The sequence below is a fragment of the Pseudomonas sp. LBUM1666 genome (genome assembly GCF_059695775.1).
On sequence record NZ_CP166789.1, the window covers coordinates 3,203,404 to 3,221,706 of the forward strand.

Below are 18,303 nucleotides of genomic sequence, written 5' to 3' on the forward strand. Positions count from 1 at the left end.
GCCCTATCGCGAGCAAGCTCGCTCCCACACTGAATCCCCTGTGGGAGCGAGCTTGCTCGCGATGGCAGCGACTCGATCCAACGCCTTATCTTTGCATTCCCCGCAACACTGAATTGTCATCAATCTAATTGATAGCCGCCTAACGAAAGGTGCACGCTAGAGAGCTTGGCTGGCGCTTATATCATTCCGAATGATAGTTACCTTCGCCTCATTCGATTCGTGCGATACAACCTCGCCGAGCATCATCCGTCCATTCTCAATACATTGGCGGATGCATCCATGGAACAATCACTCAAACATTTACGCTTCCCGTTGGCCCTGTTGGCCGTACTGGTGATGAGCGCCTGCGGCAAGACTCCGGACACGGCCGCCACTATGCCCGCAGCCAAGGTCAGCGTGGCCAAGGTGCTGGAACAACCGGTTAATGAGTGGGACGAATTCACCGGGCGCCTCGAAGCGCCGGAAACCGTAGAAATTCGTCCCCGGGTCTCTGGCCAGATCGATGAAGTGGCCTTCACTGAAGGCGCTTTGGTCAAGAAAGGCGACCTGTTGTTCCAGATCGATCCGCGTCCATTCCAGGCCGAGGTTCGCCGCCTCGAAGCCCTGGTTGCCCAGTCCCGCGCCAACGCCACCCGCAGCGAAAACGAATCCCAGCGTGGCGAACGTCTGCGCACCAGCAACGCGATCTCCGCCGAGCTGGCCGATTCGCGCACCAGCGCTGCTCAAGAAGCCCGCGCCGCCGTCGGTGCCCTCCAGGCGCAACTGGACCTGGCCAAACTGAACCTGAGCTTTACCCGTGTCACTGCCCCAATCAGTGGTCGCGTCAGCCGCGCGGAAATCACCGCCGGTAACCTGGTGACCGCCGATACCACCGCGCTGACCAGTGTGGTGTCCACCGACAAGGTCTACGCCTACTTCGACGCCGACGAGCGTGTGTTCCTCAAATACACCCAGCTCGCTCGCCAGGGCAAACGCGGTGCCACCACGCCGGTTTACCTCGGCCTCTCCAACGAAGACGGCAACCCACACCAGGGCGTGATGAACTTCGTCGACAACCAGGTCAACCCGAAAACCGGCACCATCCGCGGTCGTGCCGTGTTCGACAACAGCGACGGCGCCTACACCCCAGGCCTGTATGCCCGTCTGAAACTGGTTGGCAGCGGCACCTATTCCGCCGTGCTGATCAACGACGAAGCAGTCGGTACAGATCTGGGTAAAAAGTTCGTGCTGGTGATGGATGCCGACAACAAAACCGTTTACCGCTCGGTCGAGCTGGGTCCGAAGATCGAAGGTTTGCGCATCGTGCGCAGCGGCCTGAACAAGGACGACACCGTCATCGTCAAGGGGCTGCAACGGGTTCGCCCTGGCTCGCCGGTCACCCCTGAAGTGATCCCGATGGCCAGCGAACAAACCCTCGCCGCTCTGGCTCAACAACGACAAGCGCTGGAAGCCAGCAACCTGCCCCAAGTCGCACCTGCCAAGGTCGCGCCGGGTTCGGTTGTGAAACTGGCTGCTGCGACTCCACGCGGTTAAGGGATCTCTACGATGAATTTTTCCCAATTCTTCATTTCACGGCCGATCTTTGCAGCGGTACTTTCGCTACTAATCCTGATTGCCGGCGCCATCTCGCTGTTCCAGTTGCCGATCAGCGAATACCCGGAAGTGGTTCCGCCGACCGTTGTGGTCCGCGCGAACTTCCCGGGTGCCAACCCAAAAGTCATCGGTGAAACCGTGGCCGCTCCACTGGAGCAAGCCATCACCGGCGTCGAGAACATGCTGTACATGTCCTCGCAGTCCACCGCTGACGGCAAGATTACCCTGACCATTACCTTTGCGCTGGGCACTGACCTGGACAACGCACAGGTACAGGTGCAGAACCGTGTGACCCGGACCGAGCCGAAACTTCCCGAGGAAGTGACGCGCATCGGTATCACCGTGGACAAGGCTTCGCCCGACCTGACCATGGTTGTGCACTTGACCTCGCCGGACAAACGCTACGACATGCTCTACCTGTCCAACTACGCCTTGCTCAACATCAAGGATGAGCTGGCGCGTCTGGGTGGTGTCGGTGACGTGCAGCTATTCGGCATGGGCGATTACTCGCTGCGTGTGTGGCTCGATCCGAACAAGACCGCTTCGCGCAACCTGACCGCCACTGACGTCGTGACTGCGATTCGTGAACAGAACCGTCAGGTGGCCGCCGGTGCGTTGGGTGCGCCGCCTGCGCCGAATGCCACTGCCTTCCAGCTGTCGGTCAACACCCAAGGTCGTTTGGTTTCTGAAGAAGAGTTCGAGAACATCATCATTCGCTCCGGCGACAACGGTGAAATCACTCGCCTGAAAGACATCGCTCGCATTGAGTTGGGTTCCAGCCAATATGCTTTGCGTTCGCTGCTGAACAACCAACCGGCGGTGGCGATCCCGATCTTCCAGCGCCCTGGTTCCAACGCGATCGAAATCTCCAACGAAGTACGCGACAAGATGGCGGAGCTGAAAAAGAGCTTCCCGGAAGGCATGGACTTCAGCATCGTCTATGACCCGACGATCTTCGTGCGCGGCTCCATCGAGGCGGTGGTTCACACCCTCTTCGAAGCGCTGATCCTCGTGGTGCTGGTGGTGATCCTGTTCCTGCAAACCTGGCGCGCCTCGATCATTCCGTTGGTGGCGGTGCCGGTTTCGCTGATCGGTACGTTTGCCGTGATGCATCTGTTCGGCTTCTCGCTGAACGCGCTGTCACTGTTCGGCTTGGTATTGGCCATCGGTATCGTGGTGGACGACGCCATCGTGGTGGTGGAGAACGTCGAGCGAAATATCGGCCTGGGACTCACACCGGTCGAAGCAACCAAACGTGCGATGCGTGAAGTGACCGGCCCGATCATCGCAACGGCGTTGGTGCTGTGTGCGGTGTTTATCCCGGCGGCTTTCATCTCCGGGTTGACCGGGCAGTTCTATAAACAATTCGCCCTGACCATCGCGATCTCGACTGTGATCTCGGCGTTCAACTCGCTGACCCTGTCGCCTGCGCTGGCTGCTGTGTTGCTCAAGAGCCACGACGCGCCGAAGGACCGTTTCTCCAAGGTCCTCGACAAGATTTTCGGTGGCTGGTTGTTCCGTCCGTTCAACCGTTTCTTCGACAAGGCCAGCCACAGTTATGTCGGCGCCGTAGGTCGGGTTATCCGCAGCAGCGGTATTGCCCTGCTGCTGTACGCAGGCCTGATGGTGTTGACCTTCTTCGGTTTCTCCAGCACTCCGACCGGTTTCGTACCCGGCCAGGATAAGCAATACCTGGTGGCCTTCGCGCAACTACCGGATGCGTCGAGCCTGGACCGTACCGAAGACGTGATCAAACGCATGTCCGACTTGGCCCTGAAACAGCCAGGAGTGGAAAGTGCGGTGGCCTTCCCTGGTCTGTCGATTAACGGTTTCACCAACAGCCCTAACGCCGGCATCGTGTTCGTGACCCTGAAACCGTTCGACGAGCGTAAAGATCCAAGCATGTCCGCCGGTGCGATTGCCGGTGCGTTGAACGGCCAGTTCGCCGGAATTCAAGAAGCCTACATGGCGATCTTCCCGCCGCCGCCGGTACAAGGCCTGGGCACCATTGGTGGTTTCCGCCTGCAGATCGAAGACCGGGGCAACCTGGGTTATGACGAGCTGTACAAAGAAACCATGAACATCATCAACAAAAGCCACAGCGTGCCGGAACTGGCCGCCCTGTTCACCAGCTACACCGTGAACGTGCCACAGGTCGATGCAGCTATCGACCGGGAAAAAGCCAAGACCCACGGCGTGGCCGTCAGCGACATCTTCGACACCCTGCAGATTTACCTGGGTTCGCTGTATGCCAACGACTTCAACCGCTTTGGTCGTACTTACCAGGTCAACGTTCAGGCTGAACAGCAGTTCCGTCTCGAACCGGACCAGATCGGTCAACTGAAAGTACGTAACAACAAAGGCGAGATGATCCCGCTGGCGACCTTCATCAAGGTCAGCGACACCTCGGGCCCGGACCGCGTGATGCACTACAACGGCTTCATCACCGCGGAAATCAACGGTGCAGCAGCCCCCGGCTACAGCTCCGGCCAGGCCGAAAAAGCCATCGAGAAACTGCTCAAGGAAGAACTTCCGAACGGCATGACCTACGAGTGGACCGACCTGACCTACCAGCAGATTCTGTCCGGTAACACCGCACTGTTCGTGTTCCCGCTCTGCGTACTGCTGGCGTTCCTGGTACTCGCGGCTCAATACGAAAGCTGGAGCCTGCCACTGGCGGTGATCCTGATCGTACCGATGACCCTGCTGTCGGCCATCACCGGTGTGATTGCTTCGGGAGGCGACAACAACATCTTCACCCAGATCGGCTTGATCGTACTGGTGGGGCTTGCCTGTAAGAACGCGATTCTGATCGTCGAGTTCGCCAAGGACAAACAGCAGGACGAAGGCCTCAGCCCGCTCGCCGCGGTACTGGAAGCCTGCCGCCTGCGTCTGCGTCCGATCCTGATGACCTCCTTCGCGTTCATCATGGGTGTTGTGCCTCTGGTGTTCTCCAGCGGTGCCGGTGCCGAAATGCGTCATGCCATGGGTGTGGCGGTGTTCTCCGGGATGCTCGGGGTGACCTTCTTCGGTCTGTTGCTGACGCCAGTGTTCTACGTATTGATTCGTAACTTTGTGGAGCGCGGTGAAAAGCGCAAAGCGGCCAAGGCCCTGAAACTGGAGGCGCAACAATGAGCCTGAAAGCCTTCCTGCCGAGCCTTCTGGTACTGGCCCTGAGTGCCTGTGCCGTCGGCCCGGACTACAAGACCCCAGCCACTGAGCCGGCCAACATCACGACCGCCACCGATGGCAGCGCCGGTCAGAAGAACTACGATCACTCGCGTTTCGAAGGCATCTGGTGGCAGCAGTTCGAAGATCCGACCCTCAACCAGTTGGTGACTCAATCGCTGCAAGGCAACCGTGATTTGCGCGTAGCCTTCGCTCGCTGGAAAGCGGCCCGGGCAATTCGCGATGACGTCAGCAATGACGCCATGCCAACCATCACCAGCCGGGCCAGCAGTGACCTGGCCAAGGGGCAGATCCCGGGCCAGACCACCAAGCGGGTCAATAGCGAACGCTACGACCTGGGCCTGGACATGGCGTGGGAGATCGACCTGTTTGGCCGTATCCAGCGCAACCTGGAATCTGCCGACGCCGAACAGCAAGCGCTCGAAGCCGATCTGTACCAACTGCAAGTCTCGATGATTGCCGAACTGGTGGATGCCTACGGTCAACTGCGCGGTGCGCAGCTGCGGGAAAAGATCGCCCTGGCCAACCTGAATAACCAGCAGGAATCGAGCAAGATCACCGTCAGCCTGCGTGATGCCGGTGTCGGCGATCAGCTCGATGTGGTCCGCGCCGATGCACGTCTGGCGTCCGTCGAAGCCAGCGTGCCGCAATTGCAGGCTGAACAGGTTAGGCAGAAAAACCGCATCGCCACTCTGTTGGGTGAACGTCCGGACAAGCTGACCGTCGACCTGAGTCCAAAAGACTTGCCGGCGATCGCCAAGGCCCTGCCGATCGGAGATCCGGGTGAACTGCTGCAACGTCGCCCGGACATTCTCAGCGCCGAGCGCAAACTGGCCTCCGCCACCGCCCGTATCGGCGTGGCCAAGGCTGATTTGTTCCCACGGGTCAGCCTCAGCGGTTTCCTGGGCTTCACCGCCGGGCGCGGTTCGCAAATCGGTTCCTCGGCGGCCAACGCCTGGGCACTGGGCCCAAGCATTACCTGGGCGGCGTTCGACCTTGGCAGCGTGCGCGCCCGTCTACGTGGTGCCGATGCTGATGCCGAAGGCGCCCTGGCGACCTACGAACAGCAAGTACTGCTGGCGTTGGAGGAATCGGAAAACGCCTTTAGCGACTACGGCAAACGTCAACAACGCTTGATCTCGCTGATCCGTCAGAGCGAATCCAGCCGCGCCGCGGCCGACCTCGCCCAAATTCGCTACCGCGAAGGCACTGCGGACTTCCTCGTCCTGCTCGATGCCCAGCGTGAGCGCCTGGCGGCTGAAGACACTCAGGCCCAGGCCGAAGTCGATCTGTATCGCGGCATTGTCGCGATTTACAAAGCCCTGGGCGGTGGCTGGCAACCAGAGACGGTCGCCAGCAAGTAAAGTTTTAACGAGCTCCTTTGGTTGGCCGCAACCAACCAATTTTTTAGCCCTGCGCCTCATTCGGTCGCGGGGCTTTTTTTTGCCTGGCTTTTACTCTGTTCGGACTCAAGGATTGTTACGGTGGCCGTAGTCCCGGCACGCAGTCGGTTTTTGGCCGCGTAATCGGCGTCGACCTGTATCCGCACCGGCACCCGTTGCGCCAGTTTGACCCAGGTGTAACTGGGGTTGATGTTGGCCAGCAGGCGACCGCCGGGCAGGTTCTCCCGGTCGGAAATGGCGAAGGCAATGCTTTGCACAGTGCCGCCGAAGGTTTCGCCGCTCATCAATTCGATCCTGACCCGGTCGCCCTCCTCGATCCGCGGCAGCTTGGTTTCTTCAAAGTAGCCGCTGACATAAAACGAGTCGCTGTCCACCAGCGCCAACAGCGCGCCACCGGCCGCGGCATAGTCACCCTGACGGGTCAGCAGGTTGGTGACGTACCCAGTGACGGGCGCTTCGACCCGCGTGCGCTGCAAGTCCAGTTCGGCCTGGGTCAATGCGGCGATGGCCAATTGCACGTTGGCGTGGGCTAGACCGAGGTTTGCCTGGTTACGCAGCAACTCGGCCTGCGCCACCGCCACTTCCGTGCTGGACTTTTCCCATTCTTCGCCAGAAATGGCGAAACGCTGCTTTAGCGTGCGCCGTCGGCGCTCTTCACTCTGACGCTGGCGGAGCAGCGCTTCACTGGCGACAATCGTTGCCTCGGACTGACCAAGGGTGGCTTTCGCCACTTCCACCGAACGCTTGGCATGCTCAACCGCCAGGACATAGCGCGCCGGGCTCCAGCAAGCGTAGTCACTGCTTTGGCGCCTCGATGGGTTTCAATGTCGACGCAACCTGTAGGCAAAATCATTGAAAGGCCAGCCTGCCTCGAATTGACTGACTAACGAATTGAACTGAGTCTGGGTTTGACTCACAGCCTTGCCTGACCGAAGCTGGCAACTTTGCAACAGCTTGCCAGCTCCCGGATTCCTGCATGCCCCAGTCCCGCCGCTACCTGCTCATCAGCCTCTGCGTCCTGTTTGCCATCGGCCTTGCCTGGTTCTTCCTGCGCAGCACAACCCCCGCCGTGCCGGAGGCGATCAAGCGTGGCTACAGCGAGGCGCTGAACCAGGCGCGCGCGGGCCAACCGGGCGCAGCGCGGGTGCTCTACCAGCAACTGGGCCGCTCTGATATATCGGCCAAACGCCGCGTCTGGTTGCATGCCGAACTGCCCAACTACCCCAGCTCCGTGGCCCTGAAACTGGCGGATGCGGACTTGCAGCATGAGTCGCCAGACGTGCGCATTGCAGCGATCAAAAGCATCAGCGGTCTGGTGCCCAGCGGTCAGCGCAGCCTGCTGCTGGGCCCGTTACTCGATGACAGCGAACAACGCGTCCGCTATGCCGCTGTGAACGCCTTGCTGGGGCTATCGCCGGACGATCTCGGTTTGTACTTCGGGCCGCTGGAGCAAGCCATCGATGCATGGGAACAAGACCTGAAGAGCCAACCGGAAAGCGCCGACAACCAATATCAACTGGCTCGACTGCATCTGCACAATGCCGAATTGAAAGAGGCGCAGCAGGCACTGCAGAACACTTTGCGTCTTGCGCCCGGCAACCTGCCCGCGCTGGTGATGCAAATCGACGTGCTGGATCGCCTGGGCCAAAACGATGCTGCCCGACAGCTGTTGGCCAAGCAGCTAAAGGCTCAGCCCGACTCGGCCTACCTGCAACATGCCTTGGGGCTCTGGCTGCTGCATCACGGGCAAAGTGAGTTCGCCCTGCTCGGCCTGTCCAAAGCCGTGGAGCTGGAGCCGGACAACAAGGATTACCGCTACGACCTGGCCACCACGCTTCACGATGAACAGGAGCTGGAAGCGGCGCAGAAACAGTTGCAGGAAATTGTCCAGCGCCACCCGGCCGACCGAAAAGCCCGGGTATTGCTGATCAACTACTGGAAAGAAAGCGGCCAGCTGCAGAACGTACAGATTCTGTTGGCGCAACTTGAGCAACTCAATCCCGACGACCCCGCCTTGCAGCAAGGGCTTTAACAACAGCAAAAAATTCGTTGAACTCGTCGTCTCGGCCAAGGGTCAAGAGAACAGGCAGTCCATTCAGGCACTTGCGGCCTGCTGCCTCGTTCCCCCTAGTCATGAGAGGGCATTTTTTGTCTACATCTAACGAGTTGATCAGTGCAAAAGCCGCCACCGGCATCGAAGGCCTGGATGACATCCTGGCCGGTGGTTTGTCCCGCGGCCACGTGTTTTTACTGGAGGGCGAGCCCGGAACCGGCAAAACCACCGTCGCTTTGCATTTCCTGTTGGCCGGCGCCCGTGCTGGCGAGCGCTCGTTGTACATCACGTTGTCGGAAACCGAGCAAGAGCTGCGACAGGGTGCGTTGTCCCATGGTTGGGAGCTGGATGAGAACATCCACATCTTCGAGCTGACGCCCCCGGAAAGCCTGCTCAATGCAGAGCATCAGCAAAGCTTGTTGTATTCCTCGGACCTTGAACTGGGCGAAGCCACCAAGCAGATTTTCGAAGTGGTCGAACGGGTCAAGCCGACCCGCGTAGTGCTCGACAGTCTTTCCGAGATCCGTCTGCTGGCCCAAAGCTCATTGCGCTATCGTCGCCAGATCCTCGCGATCAAACACTACTTTGTGCGCTATGACGCCACGGTGGTGTTGCTGGACGACCTGACCACCGAATCCCTCGACAAAACCGTGCATAGTGTGGCCCACGGCGTCATTCGCCTTGAGGAACTGACCCCCAACTATGGCGCCGAGCGTCGGCGGATCCGCGTGGTGAAATACCGTGGTCAGAAGTACCGAGGCGGGTTTCACGACTTCACCATCATGGGCGATGGCGTGCATGTTTTTCCGCGTCTGGTGGCCGCCGAGCATCGCGGTCGCTATATCCGTCAGCAACTGTCCAGCGGCATCAAGGAGATGGACGCCCTGCTCGGCGGCGGGATCGAGACCGGGTCCAGCACGTTGATCCTTGGCCCGGCCGGTACCGGCAAATCCCTGATCTCGATGATCTTCGCCGCTGCCGCCGTGGCCCGTGGCGAAAAAGCTGCGCTGTTTATTTTCGATGAAGAGCTCGGGTTGCTGTTCGAGCGCATGAAGAACATTGGCATCGACCTCAAGGCGCTGCAAGACACCGGCAACCTACTGATCGAGCAAGTGGACGCGGCTGAGTTGTCCCCCGGAGAGTTTTCCTACCGGGTTCGTCGCTGTGTCGATGAGGGCAATATCAAGACCGTGGTGATCGACAGCATCAACGGCTATCAAGCGGCGATGCCCGAGGAAAACGCGCTGGTACTGCACATGCACGAGTTGCTGCTGTACCTCAATCGCCAGGGTGCCGCGACCTTCATGACCGTCGCCCAGCATGGACTGGTCGGTGACATGCAGGCCCCCGTGGACATCACCTATCTGGCCGACACGGTCATTCTGCTGCGCTACTTCGAGGCCGTGGGCAAGGTTCGCCGGGCGATCTCGATCATCAAGAAACGCACGGGCAGCCATGAGTCAACCATTCGGGAATACCGCATCAGCGCTCAGGGCATGACCATTGGCGAACCGCTGGATGCATTTCAAGGCGTATTGCGCGGTGTCCCCACTTATCTGGGTGCCAGCAATCCTTTGCTTGAGGAACAAAGCCTGTGATTGCCCAGGAAGCGATGTCCGAGCGCGCGATCATTCTCGCGCCGCTGGGTCGCGACAGCCAGATTGCGCTGATGATGCTCAATGAAGCGGGTTACGACGGGGTGATTACTCGGGACCTGGTGGCTTTGTGCAACGAGCTGGAGCAAGGGGCAGGCTTGCTGCTGATTTCTTCCGAGGCCTTGTTGGCCGGTGATCTTGAACCGCTGCTCGGTCTGATCGAGCAACAGCCTGCCTGGTCTGACCTTCCGATTGTATTGATGACCTACCATGGCGGCCCGGAACAAAACCCGGCGTCGCGCTACGGCCCACAGCTAGGAAACGTGACCTTTCTTGAGCGTCCCTTTCACCCGGTCACGTTGATCAGCCTGGTGACCACCGCGTTGCGCGGACGTCGACGACAGTACGAAGCCAGGGACCGGCTGATCAAACTGAGTCAAAGCGAACTGCGACTGCAAAACACCCTCGAAACGCTTGAACAGCAGGTCGAGGAACGCACCGCCCAGCTGCGCCACAATGAAGAAGCCCTGCGCCAATCGCAGAAGATGGAAGCGGTCGGCCAGCTCACCGGCGGCATTGCCCACGACTTCAACAACATGCTGACCGGCATCATCGGCAGCCTGGAGCTGCTGCGCCGACGCCTGGCCCGTGGGCGCACGGACGATCTGGACAGTCTGATCGACCTGGGTGTGACCTCAGCCAACCGCGCGGCAGGCCTGACCCACCGTCTACTGGCATTCTCCCGGCGTCAGTCGCTGGACTCCAAACCCGTGGAAATGAACACCCTGGTGGTCTCCATGGGCGAATTGCTTCAGCGCAGCATCAGCGAAAGCATTCAGCTGGACATGCAACTGAGCGAACAACTCTGGGTGGCCGAGGCCGATCCCAATCAACTGGAAAGCGCCCTGCTCAATCTGGTGATCAATGCTCGGGATGCGATGCCCGATGGCGGCAAACTGGTGGTGAAAACCACCAATCAGTATCTGGACATTGGCTTCACCGAAGCCCAAAGCAACCTTCAACCGGGTGATTACGTGGTGCTGAGCGTCACAGACACCGGGTGTGGCATGCCGCAAAGCACCATCAACCGGGCCTTTGATCCGTTCTTTACCACCAAACCCATCGGCCAGGGCACAGGCCTTGGACTGTCAATGATCTATGGTTTCAGCAAACAATCACGCGGACACGTCGCCATTCAAAGTGAAGTGGGCGAAGGCACCACGGTGAGCCTGTTTCTCCCGCGATTCGGCGGTGACTTGCCTCAGGACAACCCGGTGGACGTCCAGCACGCGACGTTCGCGCAAAACGGCGAAACAGTGCTGATCGTCGAAGACGATCCGGCGGTGCGGGTGTTGGTCAGTACGGTGTTGAGTGAGCTGGGCTATGCCTTCGTCGAGGCCGGCGATGCCGACAGCGCAGTGCCGATTCTCGATTCCGGGCAGCGTATCGATCTGTTGATCAGCGACGTTGGATTGCCCGGCATGAATGGACGGCAACTGGCGGAAATCGGCCGGCAATACCGGCCAGATCTCAAGGTCTTGTTCATCACCGGCTACGCCGAACATGCAGCGGTGCGCGGTGGTTTCCTTGATCCCGGCATGCAGATGATCACCAAGCCGTTCACCTTCGACCTGCTGACGGCGAAGGTGCGGGAGATGATCCGCGTCTGAAGGTGCTTACGAGAGCATTTCCTGCATAAGCTCTTGCAACACATCCAGATCGAACGGCTTGGCCAGGATCGGCGCCTTACGGGTGATCGGGCTGTCCGTCTCGCGGATCTCCTGCGGATAACCGCTGATAAAGATCACCTTGAGCTCCGGTCGCAGCTTCACGGCAGGTTCAGCGATCTGGACGCCAGAGATTCCGCCCGGCAGGCGGAAGTCGGTGATCATCATGTCCAGGTGCGGTTTGCTCGATAGAATCTCGAAGGCCTGCTCGCCGTTTTCGGCCTGCAATACCCGGTAGCCCTCACCCGACAGATAGGCCGACAGCACCATCAAAATGGAGGGGTCATCTTCGACGATCAATACGACGTCTTGTGCATCTTCACTCATGGGAAGCCTTTGTTCGGTCAATAGCTGCTGATACGACCGTGGGGTCGATCAGAGGTTGCGTTTATCTGGCTGTTTTCCTATAGCGGCAGACAAACGCGAAACAAGGCGCCTTCGCCAATCCGGCTTTCGACGGTAATGGAACCGCCATGGGCGGCCACAATCTGCTCGGAAATAAACAACCCCAGGCCCAACCCCGCGACAGCGTGTTTGGCCGTGACGCGTTCGAACTGCTGAAAAATACGCCTCTGGTTCTCCTCGCTGATGCCAATCCCTAGATCGCGCACTTCCACCCGAGCCTGACCGCTCTCACTGTACACCTTAACGGTGATCGGACTCTTGGCGCCGTAGCGCAAAGCATTGGTCAGCAGGTTGGAAATCACCTGTTCAACACGAAACTCGTCCCAGCTGCCCACCACCGATTGCTCGGCCTCCAGGGTGACCGAGGACTCGGCAGCATCGATCTGCGGTGCAAAGTTCTGCAATAAGCCGCGAACCAGCGCTGCCAGATCGAAGCGCTTCGGTCGGATCGACAACTTGCCGGTGCGAATGCGCGACACATCGAGCATGTCTTCGATCAGGCGGATCAGGCTTTTGATTTGCCGCTCGTCGCGGTCGACCATCGCGTGCATCTTGTCCAGGGTAAACGCCGCAGCGTTGTCCCGGGCCAGGTGCATCTTGCGCAACTGGGTTTCGAGGATCAGACCATTGAGCGGCGTGCGGACTTCGTGGGCAACGATGGACATGAAGTCATCGCGCATGCGCACCGCTTGCTCCAGTTCCAGTTGGGCACTCTGTAACTGCTTGAGCAGCGCTTCCTGCTCACGGCGACTCTGCTCCAGCTCTTCGACCTGCTGTTTCATCGCCTTGCTTTGGCGATACAGTTCGACGAACACGTTGACCTTGCTCTTGACCGCGTGGATATCCAGCGGTTTGTAGAGGAAGTCCACGGCACCGCTTTCATAGCCCTTGAACGCGTAGTTCAGCTCACGACCGGCCGCACTGACGAACACGATCGGGATGTTCCTGGTCTTTTCCGTGCCACGCATCAGCTCGGCCAGCTCGAAGCCGTTCATGCCGGGCATCTGCACGTCGAGAATGGCCATGGCGAATTCGTGTTGCAGTAACAGCGACAAGGCTTCGTCGGCGGACAAGGCTTTATAGACGATACGGTCTTCGCGCCTGATCAACGCTTCGAGCGCCAACAAATTCTCCGGCAGATCGTCGACGATCAGTAGTTTGGCCTGGATAGTACTTAGCATGCGATTCGTTCCAGCTCGACAAGCAGACGGCCGATGCCGCGTATAGGGAGAATGTGGTCCGGCTGGTGTATATCAAGCGCAGCCTGAGGCATGGTCGCGACCTGGGCTTCGTCCGGGTCCTGGACGATGGTGATGCCGCCACGACGCTTGACCTGGGCCAGGCCGCGGGCACCATCACGGTTGGCGCCGGTCAACAACACCGCGGCCAGCGCGCAACCGTAGGCATCAGCAGCCGACTCGAACAGGTAATCAATGGCCGGTCGCGAATAATGCACGCGGGCTTCCAGGCTCAAGGAAAAACTGCGGTCCTGCTCCACCGACAAGTGATAACCCGGTGCCGCGAAATACAGCGTTCCCGCTTCGACCAGCGTTTTGTCGTGGGCTTCCAGTACAGGCATGGCTACTCGCCGTGAGAACACCTCGGCCAGTTGGCTGCGACGTTCGTCCGGCAGGTGCAAAACCACGATGATCGGCAGCTTGAAGCCTTCTCGCAGAGGACTGAGGATGTTCAGCAATGCTTCCACACCGCCGGCCGAGGCGCCGATCACGATAGCCTCAATAGAAGGCAAATCCGCTGCACTGTTCATGATTTGCGGTAAATCCGTTCTTGTTTGACCAACGGTTCGAACTGGTTACCGTAGGCCGAGAAATCCAGGGTTTCCTTGCTGCCCAGCACCAAAAATCCTCGATGACAAAGGGATTCATGGAACAAACCGAAAGCACGATCCTGAAGTTTTTTATTGAAGTAAATCAAAACATTACGACACGAAATTAATTGAGTCTCTGAAAAGACACTGTCAGTCGCCAGGCTGTGATCGGCGAAGGTTACGTTCTCACACAGCGTCTTGTCGAAAATGGCGTAACCGTAGGCCGCCGTATAGTAGTCGGCGAACGAACGCTGGCCACCTGCCTGCTGATAGTTATGAGTGTAGGCGCGGACATTCTCCATGGAGAAAATCCCTTGCTTGGCTTTATCCAGCGAGCGCGGATTGATGTCGGTGGCGTAGATGATGGTGCGATCGAGCAAGCCTTCTTCGCGCAACAGAATGGCCATCGAATAGACCTCTTCACCGGTGCTGCAACCGGCGATCCAGATCTTGATCGAGGGGTAAGTCTTGAGCAGCGGCACCACTTCCTTGCGGATCGCCAGGAAATGCGAAGGGTCGCGGAACATTTCGCTGACCGGGATCGTCAGCAGTTGCAGCAACTGCATGAACGCCGTCGGGTCGTGCAGGACCTTTTCCTGCAACGCTGAAATGGTCGTGCACTCGAACTGGCTCAATGCGTGATTGACCCGGCGCTTGATCGAAGCGCCGGAGTAGTCGCGAAAGTCATAGCTGTATTTGAGGTAGATCGCCTCGATCAACAAGCGAATTTCGATTTCGCTATTTCGCTCCACTGAAAAATTGCGTTCCACTAAATGCGTTCCATCTTCGGTAACCACACGCGAATCAGCGAGAACAGGCGATCTAGGTCGATGGGCTTGGCCAGGTAATCATTGGAACCCGCTTGCAGGCAGCGCTCCTGATCGTCCTTCATGGCCTTGGCCGTCACCGCAATGATCGGCAGCTTGCGCCAGCGCGGGTCCTTGCGGATCTCGATGGTGGCTTCGTAACCATCCATCTCCGGCATCATCACGTCCATCAACACCAGATCGATGTCCTCGACTTCATTCAGTCTTTCAATCGCTTCACGGCCGTTCCGGCCGATGACCACGACTGCACCCTTTTGCTCCAGGGCACTGGTGAGGGCGAAGATATTGCGTACATCGTCGTCCACCAGCAGCACCTTGCGACCCTCGAAAACCTTGTCGCGGCTGCGCGCGGTCTTGAGCATCCTCTGGCGTTCATGGGACAACCTGGATTCGACTTTGTGCAGAAAGAGTGTGACCTCATCCAGCAAACGCTCAGGCGAGCGTGCGCCCTTGATGATGATCGAGCGCGAATACTTGCGCAGCTCGGCCTCTTCGTCCCGGGTCAGGTTGCGCCCGGTGTAGACGATCACGGGCGGAAACGAGCAGATATCTTCGGTGGACATGCGCTTGAGCAGGTCGTTGCCCAGCATGTCCGGCAGCTTCAGGTCGATGATCATGCAGTCAAAAATTGTCGTGCGCAGCAGGTCCAGTGCATCCTGGGCCAGGCCCACGGCAGTGATCTCGATGTCATCATCGCCGATCAGCCGGGCAATGCTGTCGCGCTGTACATCATCGTCTTCGACCAGCAGGACGCGTTTGACTTTCTGGGTCAGCTTGGCCTCAAGGCGGGCAAACACGTCCTTGAGTTCTTCGCGGGTCGTCGGCTTGACCGCGTAACCAATGGCGCCCATGTGCATCGCGGCTTCGACCCGGTCTTCCACCGAAATCACATGCACCGGAATGTGCCGGGTTTCAGCGTGCTCCTTCAGGCGTTGCAACACGGTCAACCCGGAATGATCCGGCAAGCGCATGTCCAGCAGAATGGCGTCCGGGATAAACTCTTTGGCCAGCTCATAACCTTCATCCGCCCCGTGCGCTACCAGGCACCGATACCCCAGCTCATGCGCCAGGTCATAAAGAATATTGGCAAAGTTCGGCTCGTCTTCCACCACCAGAATGCAACGAGTGGCGAATGGCGCCTTGGTGCGATCGTCGTCGAAACGCGGGATATCGACTTCGGCAATCAACGGCACCAGCGGGGTGGTCGCCACTCTCGGTGCTAAGGCAACCGGCGTGGCTCTCATCGGTTCGACAGGCGATTCGCCCGGTTCAACGTATTGCTGCGGCAAAACCAGCGTGAACACACTGCCCTGCCCCGGCTCGCTGGTGACACTGATGGAACCGCCAAGCAAGGCGGCCAGGTCACGGGAAATCGACAACCCCAGGCCAGTGCCGCCGTAGCGGCGATTGGTGGTGCCATCGGCCTGGCGGAAGGCTTCGAAAATGCTCTCCTGCTGATCCGCGGCAATGCCAATCCCCGAATCGCGAATGATAAAGGCGATACCGTCGCCTGGCTGGTTGGCAACCGTCAGGCTGACCGTGCCTTTTTCGGTGAATTTCACCGCGTTGGACAGCAGGTTCTTGATGACCTGCTCCAGACGTTGGCGGTCGGTGAAGATCATCATCGGCGCACCGGCCTGCACCTCGACCTGGAAATCCAGTTTCTTGTCGGTCGCCAAGGGCTGGAACATCCCGCGCAAGCCATCCACCAGACGCGCGACACTGGTGTTCTCCGGGCGCATCTCAAGCTTGCCGGCCTCGACCTTGGAAATGTCGAGAATATCGTTGATCAAGTTAAGCAAATCATTGCCGGCGGAGTAGATCGACTCGGCAAACTTGACCTGCTCGGCGCTGAGGTTTTCCTGGGGGTTTTCCGCCAGCAACTTGGCCAGGATCAACGAGCTGTTCAGTGGCGTGCGCAACTCGTGGGACATGTTGGCGAGGAATTCAGACTTGTACTTGCTCGAGCGCTGCAACTCTTCGGCGCGTTCTTCGAGCTGAGTCTGGGCCTGATTGAGCTCGGTGTTCTTCAGGTCCATGGCGTCGCGCTGCTCAGCCAGTATCCCGGCCTGCTCGGCGAGCTGCTCATTGGTTTGTTCAAGCTCAACCTGCTGGGTCTCCAGATGCGCCTGGGACTCCTTGAGAATCCGCGACTGCTCTTCCAGCTCTTCGTTGGCGGTCTTGAGCTCTTCCTGCTGGACTTGCAGTTCTTCATTGAGCTGTTGGGTTTCGGCCAGCACTTCCTGCAGACGATGGCGATAGCGAGCGGCCTCGATGGACGTGCCGATGTTGGCGGCAATCAGTTCAAGCAATTCGACATCGCGGTCCGTCAGCGGGCGCAGGAAGCCCAGTTCGATCACACCGTTGACCCGATCGTCGTCACTGGTCGGCACCACCAGCACGCTGTGCGGCAGACCTTCGCCCAGGCCGGAGCTGACCTTGAAGTAATCGCTCGGTACGTCATCGAGACGAATCAAGCGAGCCTGGTTCGCCACTTGGCCGACAATGCCTTCATCGCTGTAAATGTGCTGTTCGCGCGCTTCCTGCTCGCGGGAGAAACCGTAAGACGCGATGCGCTTGAGACCGCCGTGTTCTTCACGGACATAAATAGCTGCTACGGCGGTGCCCAGGTACTGCGCGCAGAACTGCAGAATGTTGCGGCCCAGCAAATTAAGCGACAGTTGCCCCAGCACTTGTTCGGCCAGTTCGGTCTGGCCATTGCGTAGCCAGGCCTGCTGTTCCAGACGCTGGGCGCTGGCCTGTTGCTTGGCGAGGTTGGCGCTGTAATTTTGTGAAAGGTTGAGCAAGTCCCGACGGCCAATGTAGGCCAGCAATGCGCTGATCCCGGCGATGAACAACAGATAAAGGCTGATGCTCCAGATCGTGGTGCGGCGCACTTGCTCGTTGCGCGTGGTGCGCAACTGTTGCTCCATGTCGATCACGTCTTCGAATTGCTTGCGGATCTCATCGGTCAGCCGCTTGCCGCGCCCGGCCTTGACCGCGCTGCGGTAATCGCCGCTGGCACGCTGCAAATCGATCATTGTCTGCGCGTAAGTGGCCCACTCATTCTGCAAGGCCTGGAGCCGGTGCAGGCGGTCGGTCTGCACCGGGTTGTCCGCGGTCAGTTCGAGCAAGGTATTGAGGGCGACAGCGATTCGCGGCTTGGCCGTTTCGTAGGGTTCAAGGAAGTGCTCGTCGCCAGTAAGCAGGAAACCGCGCATACCGGTTTCCAGATCGACGGTCAGCTTGATCGATTCATTGGCGTTATTGATCACCCGGTCGGTGTGCTCGACCCACTGGATCACCGACAGCAGGTAAGTGATCAGCGAGACAAAGAACACTGCACTGAGCACGCCGACACCCAACGGCAGGCTGACGTTGCGGCTCAGGAGTTTACGAAATCGTTGCTCATCAACCGAAGACGCGGATGTCATGGGGGAAACCTTGTCGAGCTGTTGAAAACCAAGGAGTTTGCCCCAAAAGCGCCGGATTGATCCAATTTTCTGACACCTTTTCGCGCAAAATCCTACATTCCACTGCTCCATCGTAAAGGAGCGGTTATCCTTGTCCGCACTTGTGCGGCTATTCTTTTTTCTACCGCCTGGGAACTTGTCGGGTTCCGTCATTTACTCAAGCAAGAGCCCGGCGATTTCGATCGACCGACCATGCGAATTCAACCTTTG

General features: G+C 58.9%; 11 protein-coding genes and 1 pseudogene. 6 read left to right on the top strand and 6 right to left on the bottom strand.

Translation table 11 applies throughout. The features are described from left to right. Nucleotides 1-279 precede the first annotated feature (279 nt). Genes mexE through ACA056_RS14535 form a run of 3 tightly spaced genes read left to right on the top strand, consistent with a single transcriptional unit; the run spans nt 280 to nt 6,146 of the window. Entirely contained in the window at nt 280-1,533 is a 1,254-nt protein-coding gene (gene mexE / locus ACA056_RS14525; protein ID WP_008156373.1) for a multidrug efflux RND transporter periplasmic adaptor subunit MexE, read from the top strand. A gap of 12 nt (nt 1,534-1,545) precedes the next feature. Further along, on the top strand, nt 1,546-4,728 hold the full coding sequence (locus ACA056_RS14530; RefSeq protein WP_497265533.1) for an efflux RND transporter permease subunit: 3,183 nt from the start codon (nt 1,546-1,548) through the stop codon (nt 4,726-4,728). After that, the gene (locus tag ACA056_RS14535; protein ID WP_497265535.1) at nt 4,725-6,146 is read left to right on the top strand and encodes an efflux transporter outer membrane subunit; all 1,422 of its coding nucleotides are present in this window, start codon (nt 4,725-4,727) and stop codon (nt 6,144-6,146) included. The genes ACA056_RS14530 and ACA056_RS14535 overlap by 4 nt, the downstream gene beginning before the upstream one ends. 56 nt (nt 6,147-6,202) lie before the next feature. On the opposite strand, the pseudogene ACA056_RS14540 reads toward ACA056_RS14535, so the two are convergent. Further along, a pseudogene (locus tag ACA056_RS14540) lies at nt 6,203-6,964 on the bottom strand (HlyD family secretion protein); the annotation flags it as partial. Nucleotides 6,965-7,161: 197 nt separating this feature from the next. Between ACA056_RS14540 and ACA056_RS14545 the strand changes: the two are divergent. The 3 genes from ACA056_RS14545 to ACA056_RS14555 all read left to right on the top strand — a co-directional run bounded on the left by ACA056_RS14545 (nt 7,162) and on the right by ACA056_RS14555 (nt 11,503). Beyond that, on the top strand, nt 7,162-8,217 hold the full coding sequence (locus tag ACA056_RS14545) for a tetratricopeptide repeat protein (protein ID WP_497265537.1): 1,056 nt from the start codon (nt 7,162-7,164) through the stop codon (nt 8,215-8,217). Nucleotides 8,218-8,333: 116 nt separating this feature from the next. Further along, nucleotides 8,334-9,836, top strand: a complete 1,503-nt coding sequence (locus ACA056_RS14550) for an ATPase domain-containing protein (RefSeq protein ID WP_497265539.1) — start codon at nt 8,334-8,336, stop codon at nt 9,834-9,836. Nucleotides 9,837-9,850: 14 nt separating this feature from the next. Further along, nucleotides 9,851-11,503, top strand: coding sequence for an ATP-binding protein (locus tag ACA056_RS14555; RefSeq protein WP_497273538.1), 1,653 nt, complete (start codon nt 9,851-9,853; stop codon nt 11,501-11,503). Between the two features lie 6 nt (nt 11,504-11,509). On the opposite strand, the gene ACA056_RS14560 is transcribed toward ACA056_RS14555, so the two are convergent. The 5 genes from ACA056_RS14560 to ACA056_RS14580 form a co-directional block, all read right to left on the bottom strand. Next, on the bottom strand, nt 11,510-11,887 hold the full coding sequence (locus tag ACA056_RS14560; RefSeq protein WP_008146959.1) for a response regulator: 378 nt from the start codon (nt 11,885-11,887) through the stop codon (nt 11,510-11,512). A 77-nt stretch (nt 11,888-11,964) separates the two neighbouring features. Next, nucleotides 11,965-13,146 carry a hybrid sensor histidine kinase/response regulator gene (locus ACA056_RS14565; RefSeq protein ID WP_497265542.1) on the bottom strand — a complete coding sequence of 394 codons (1,182 nt, stop codon included), beginning with the start codon at nt 13,144-13,146 and terminating at the stop codon, nt 11,965-11,967. Next, on the bottom strand, nt 13,140-13,733 hold the full coding sequence (locus ACA056_RS14570) for a chemotaxis protein CheB (RefSeq protein WP_497265544.1): 594 nt from the start codon (nt 13,731-13,733) through the stop codon (nt 13,140-13,142). The genes ACA056_RS14565 and ACA056_RS14570 overlap by 7 nt, the downstream gene beginning before the upstream one ends. Continuing rightward, complete coding sequence (locus ACA056_RS14575; protein WP_201181444.1) at nt 13,730-14,563, bottom strand: CheR family methyltransferase; 834 nt, start codon at nt 14,561-14,563, stop codon at nt 13,730-13,732. Before ACA056_RS14575 ends, ACA056_RS14570 begins: the two co-directional genes overlap by 4 nt. Beyond that, nucleotides 14,563-18,054, bottom strand: coding sequence for a response regulator (locus ACA056_RS14580; RefSeq protein ID WP_497265546.1), 3,492 nt, complete (start codon nt 18,052-18,054; stop codon nt 14,563-14,565). The genes ACA056_RS14575 and ACA056_RS14580 overlap by 1 nt, the downstream gene beginning before the upstream one ends. Nucleotides 18,055-18,303 lie beyond the last annotated feature (249 nt).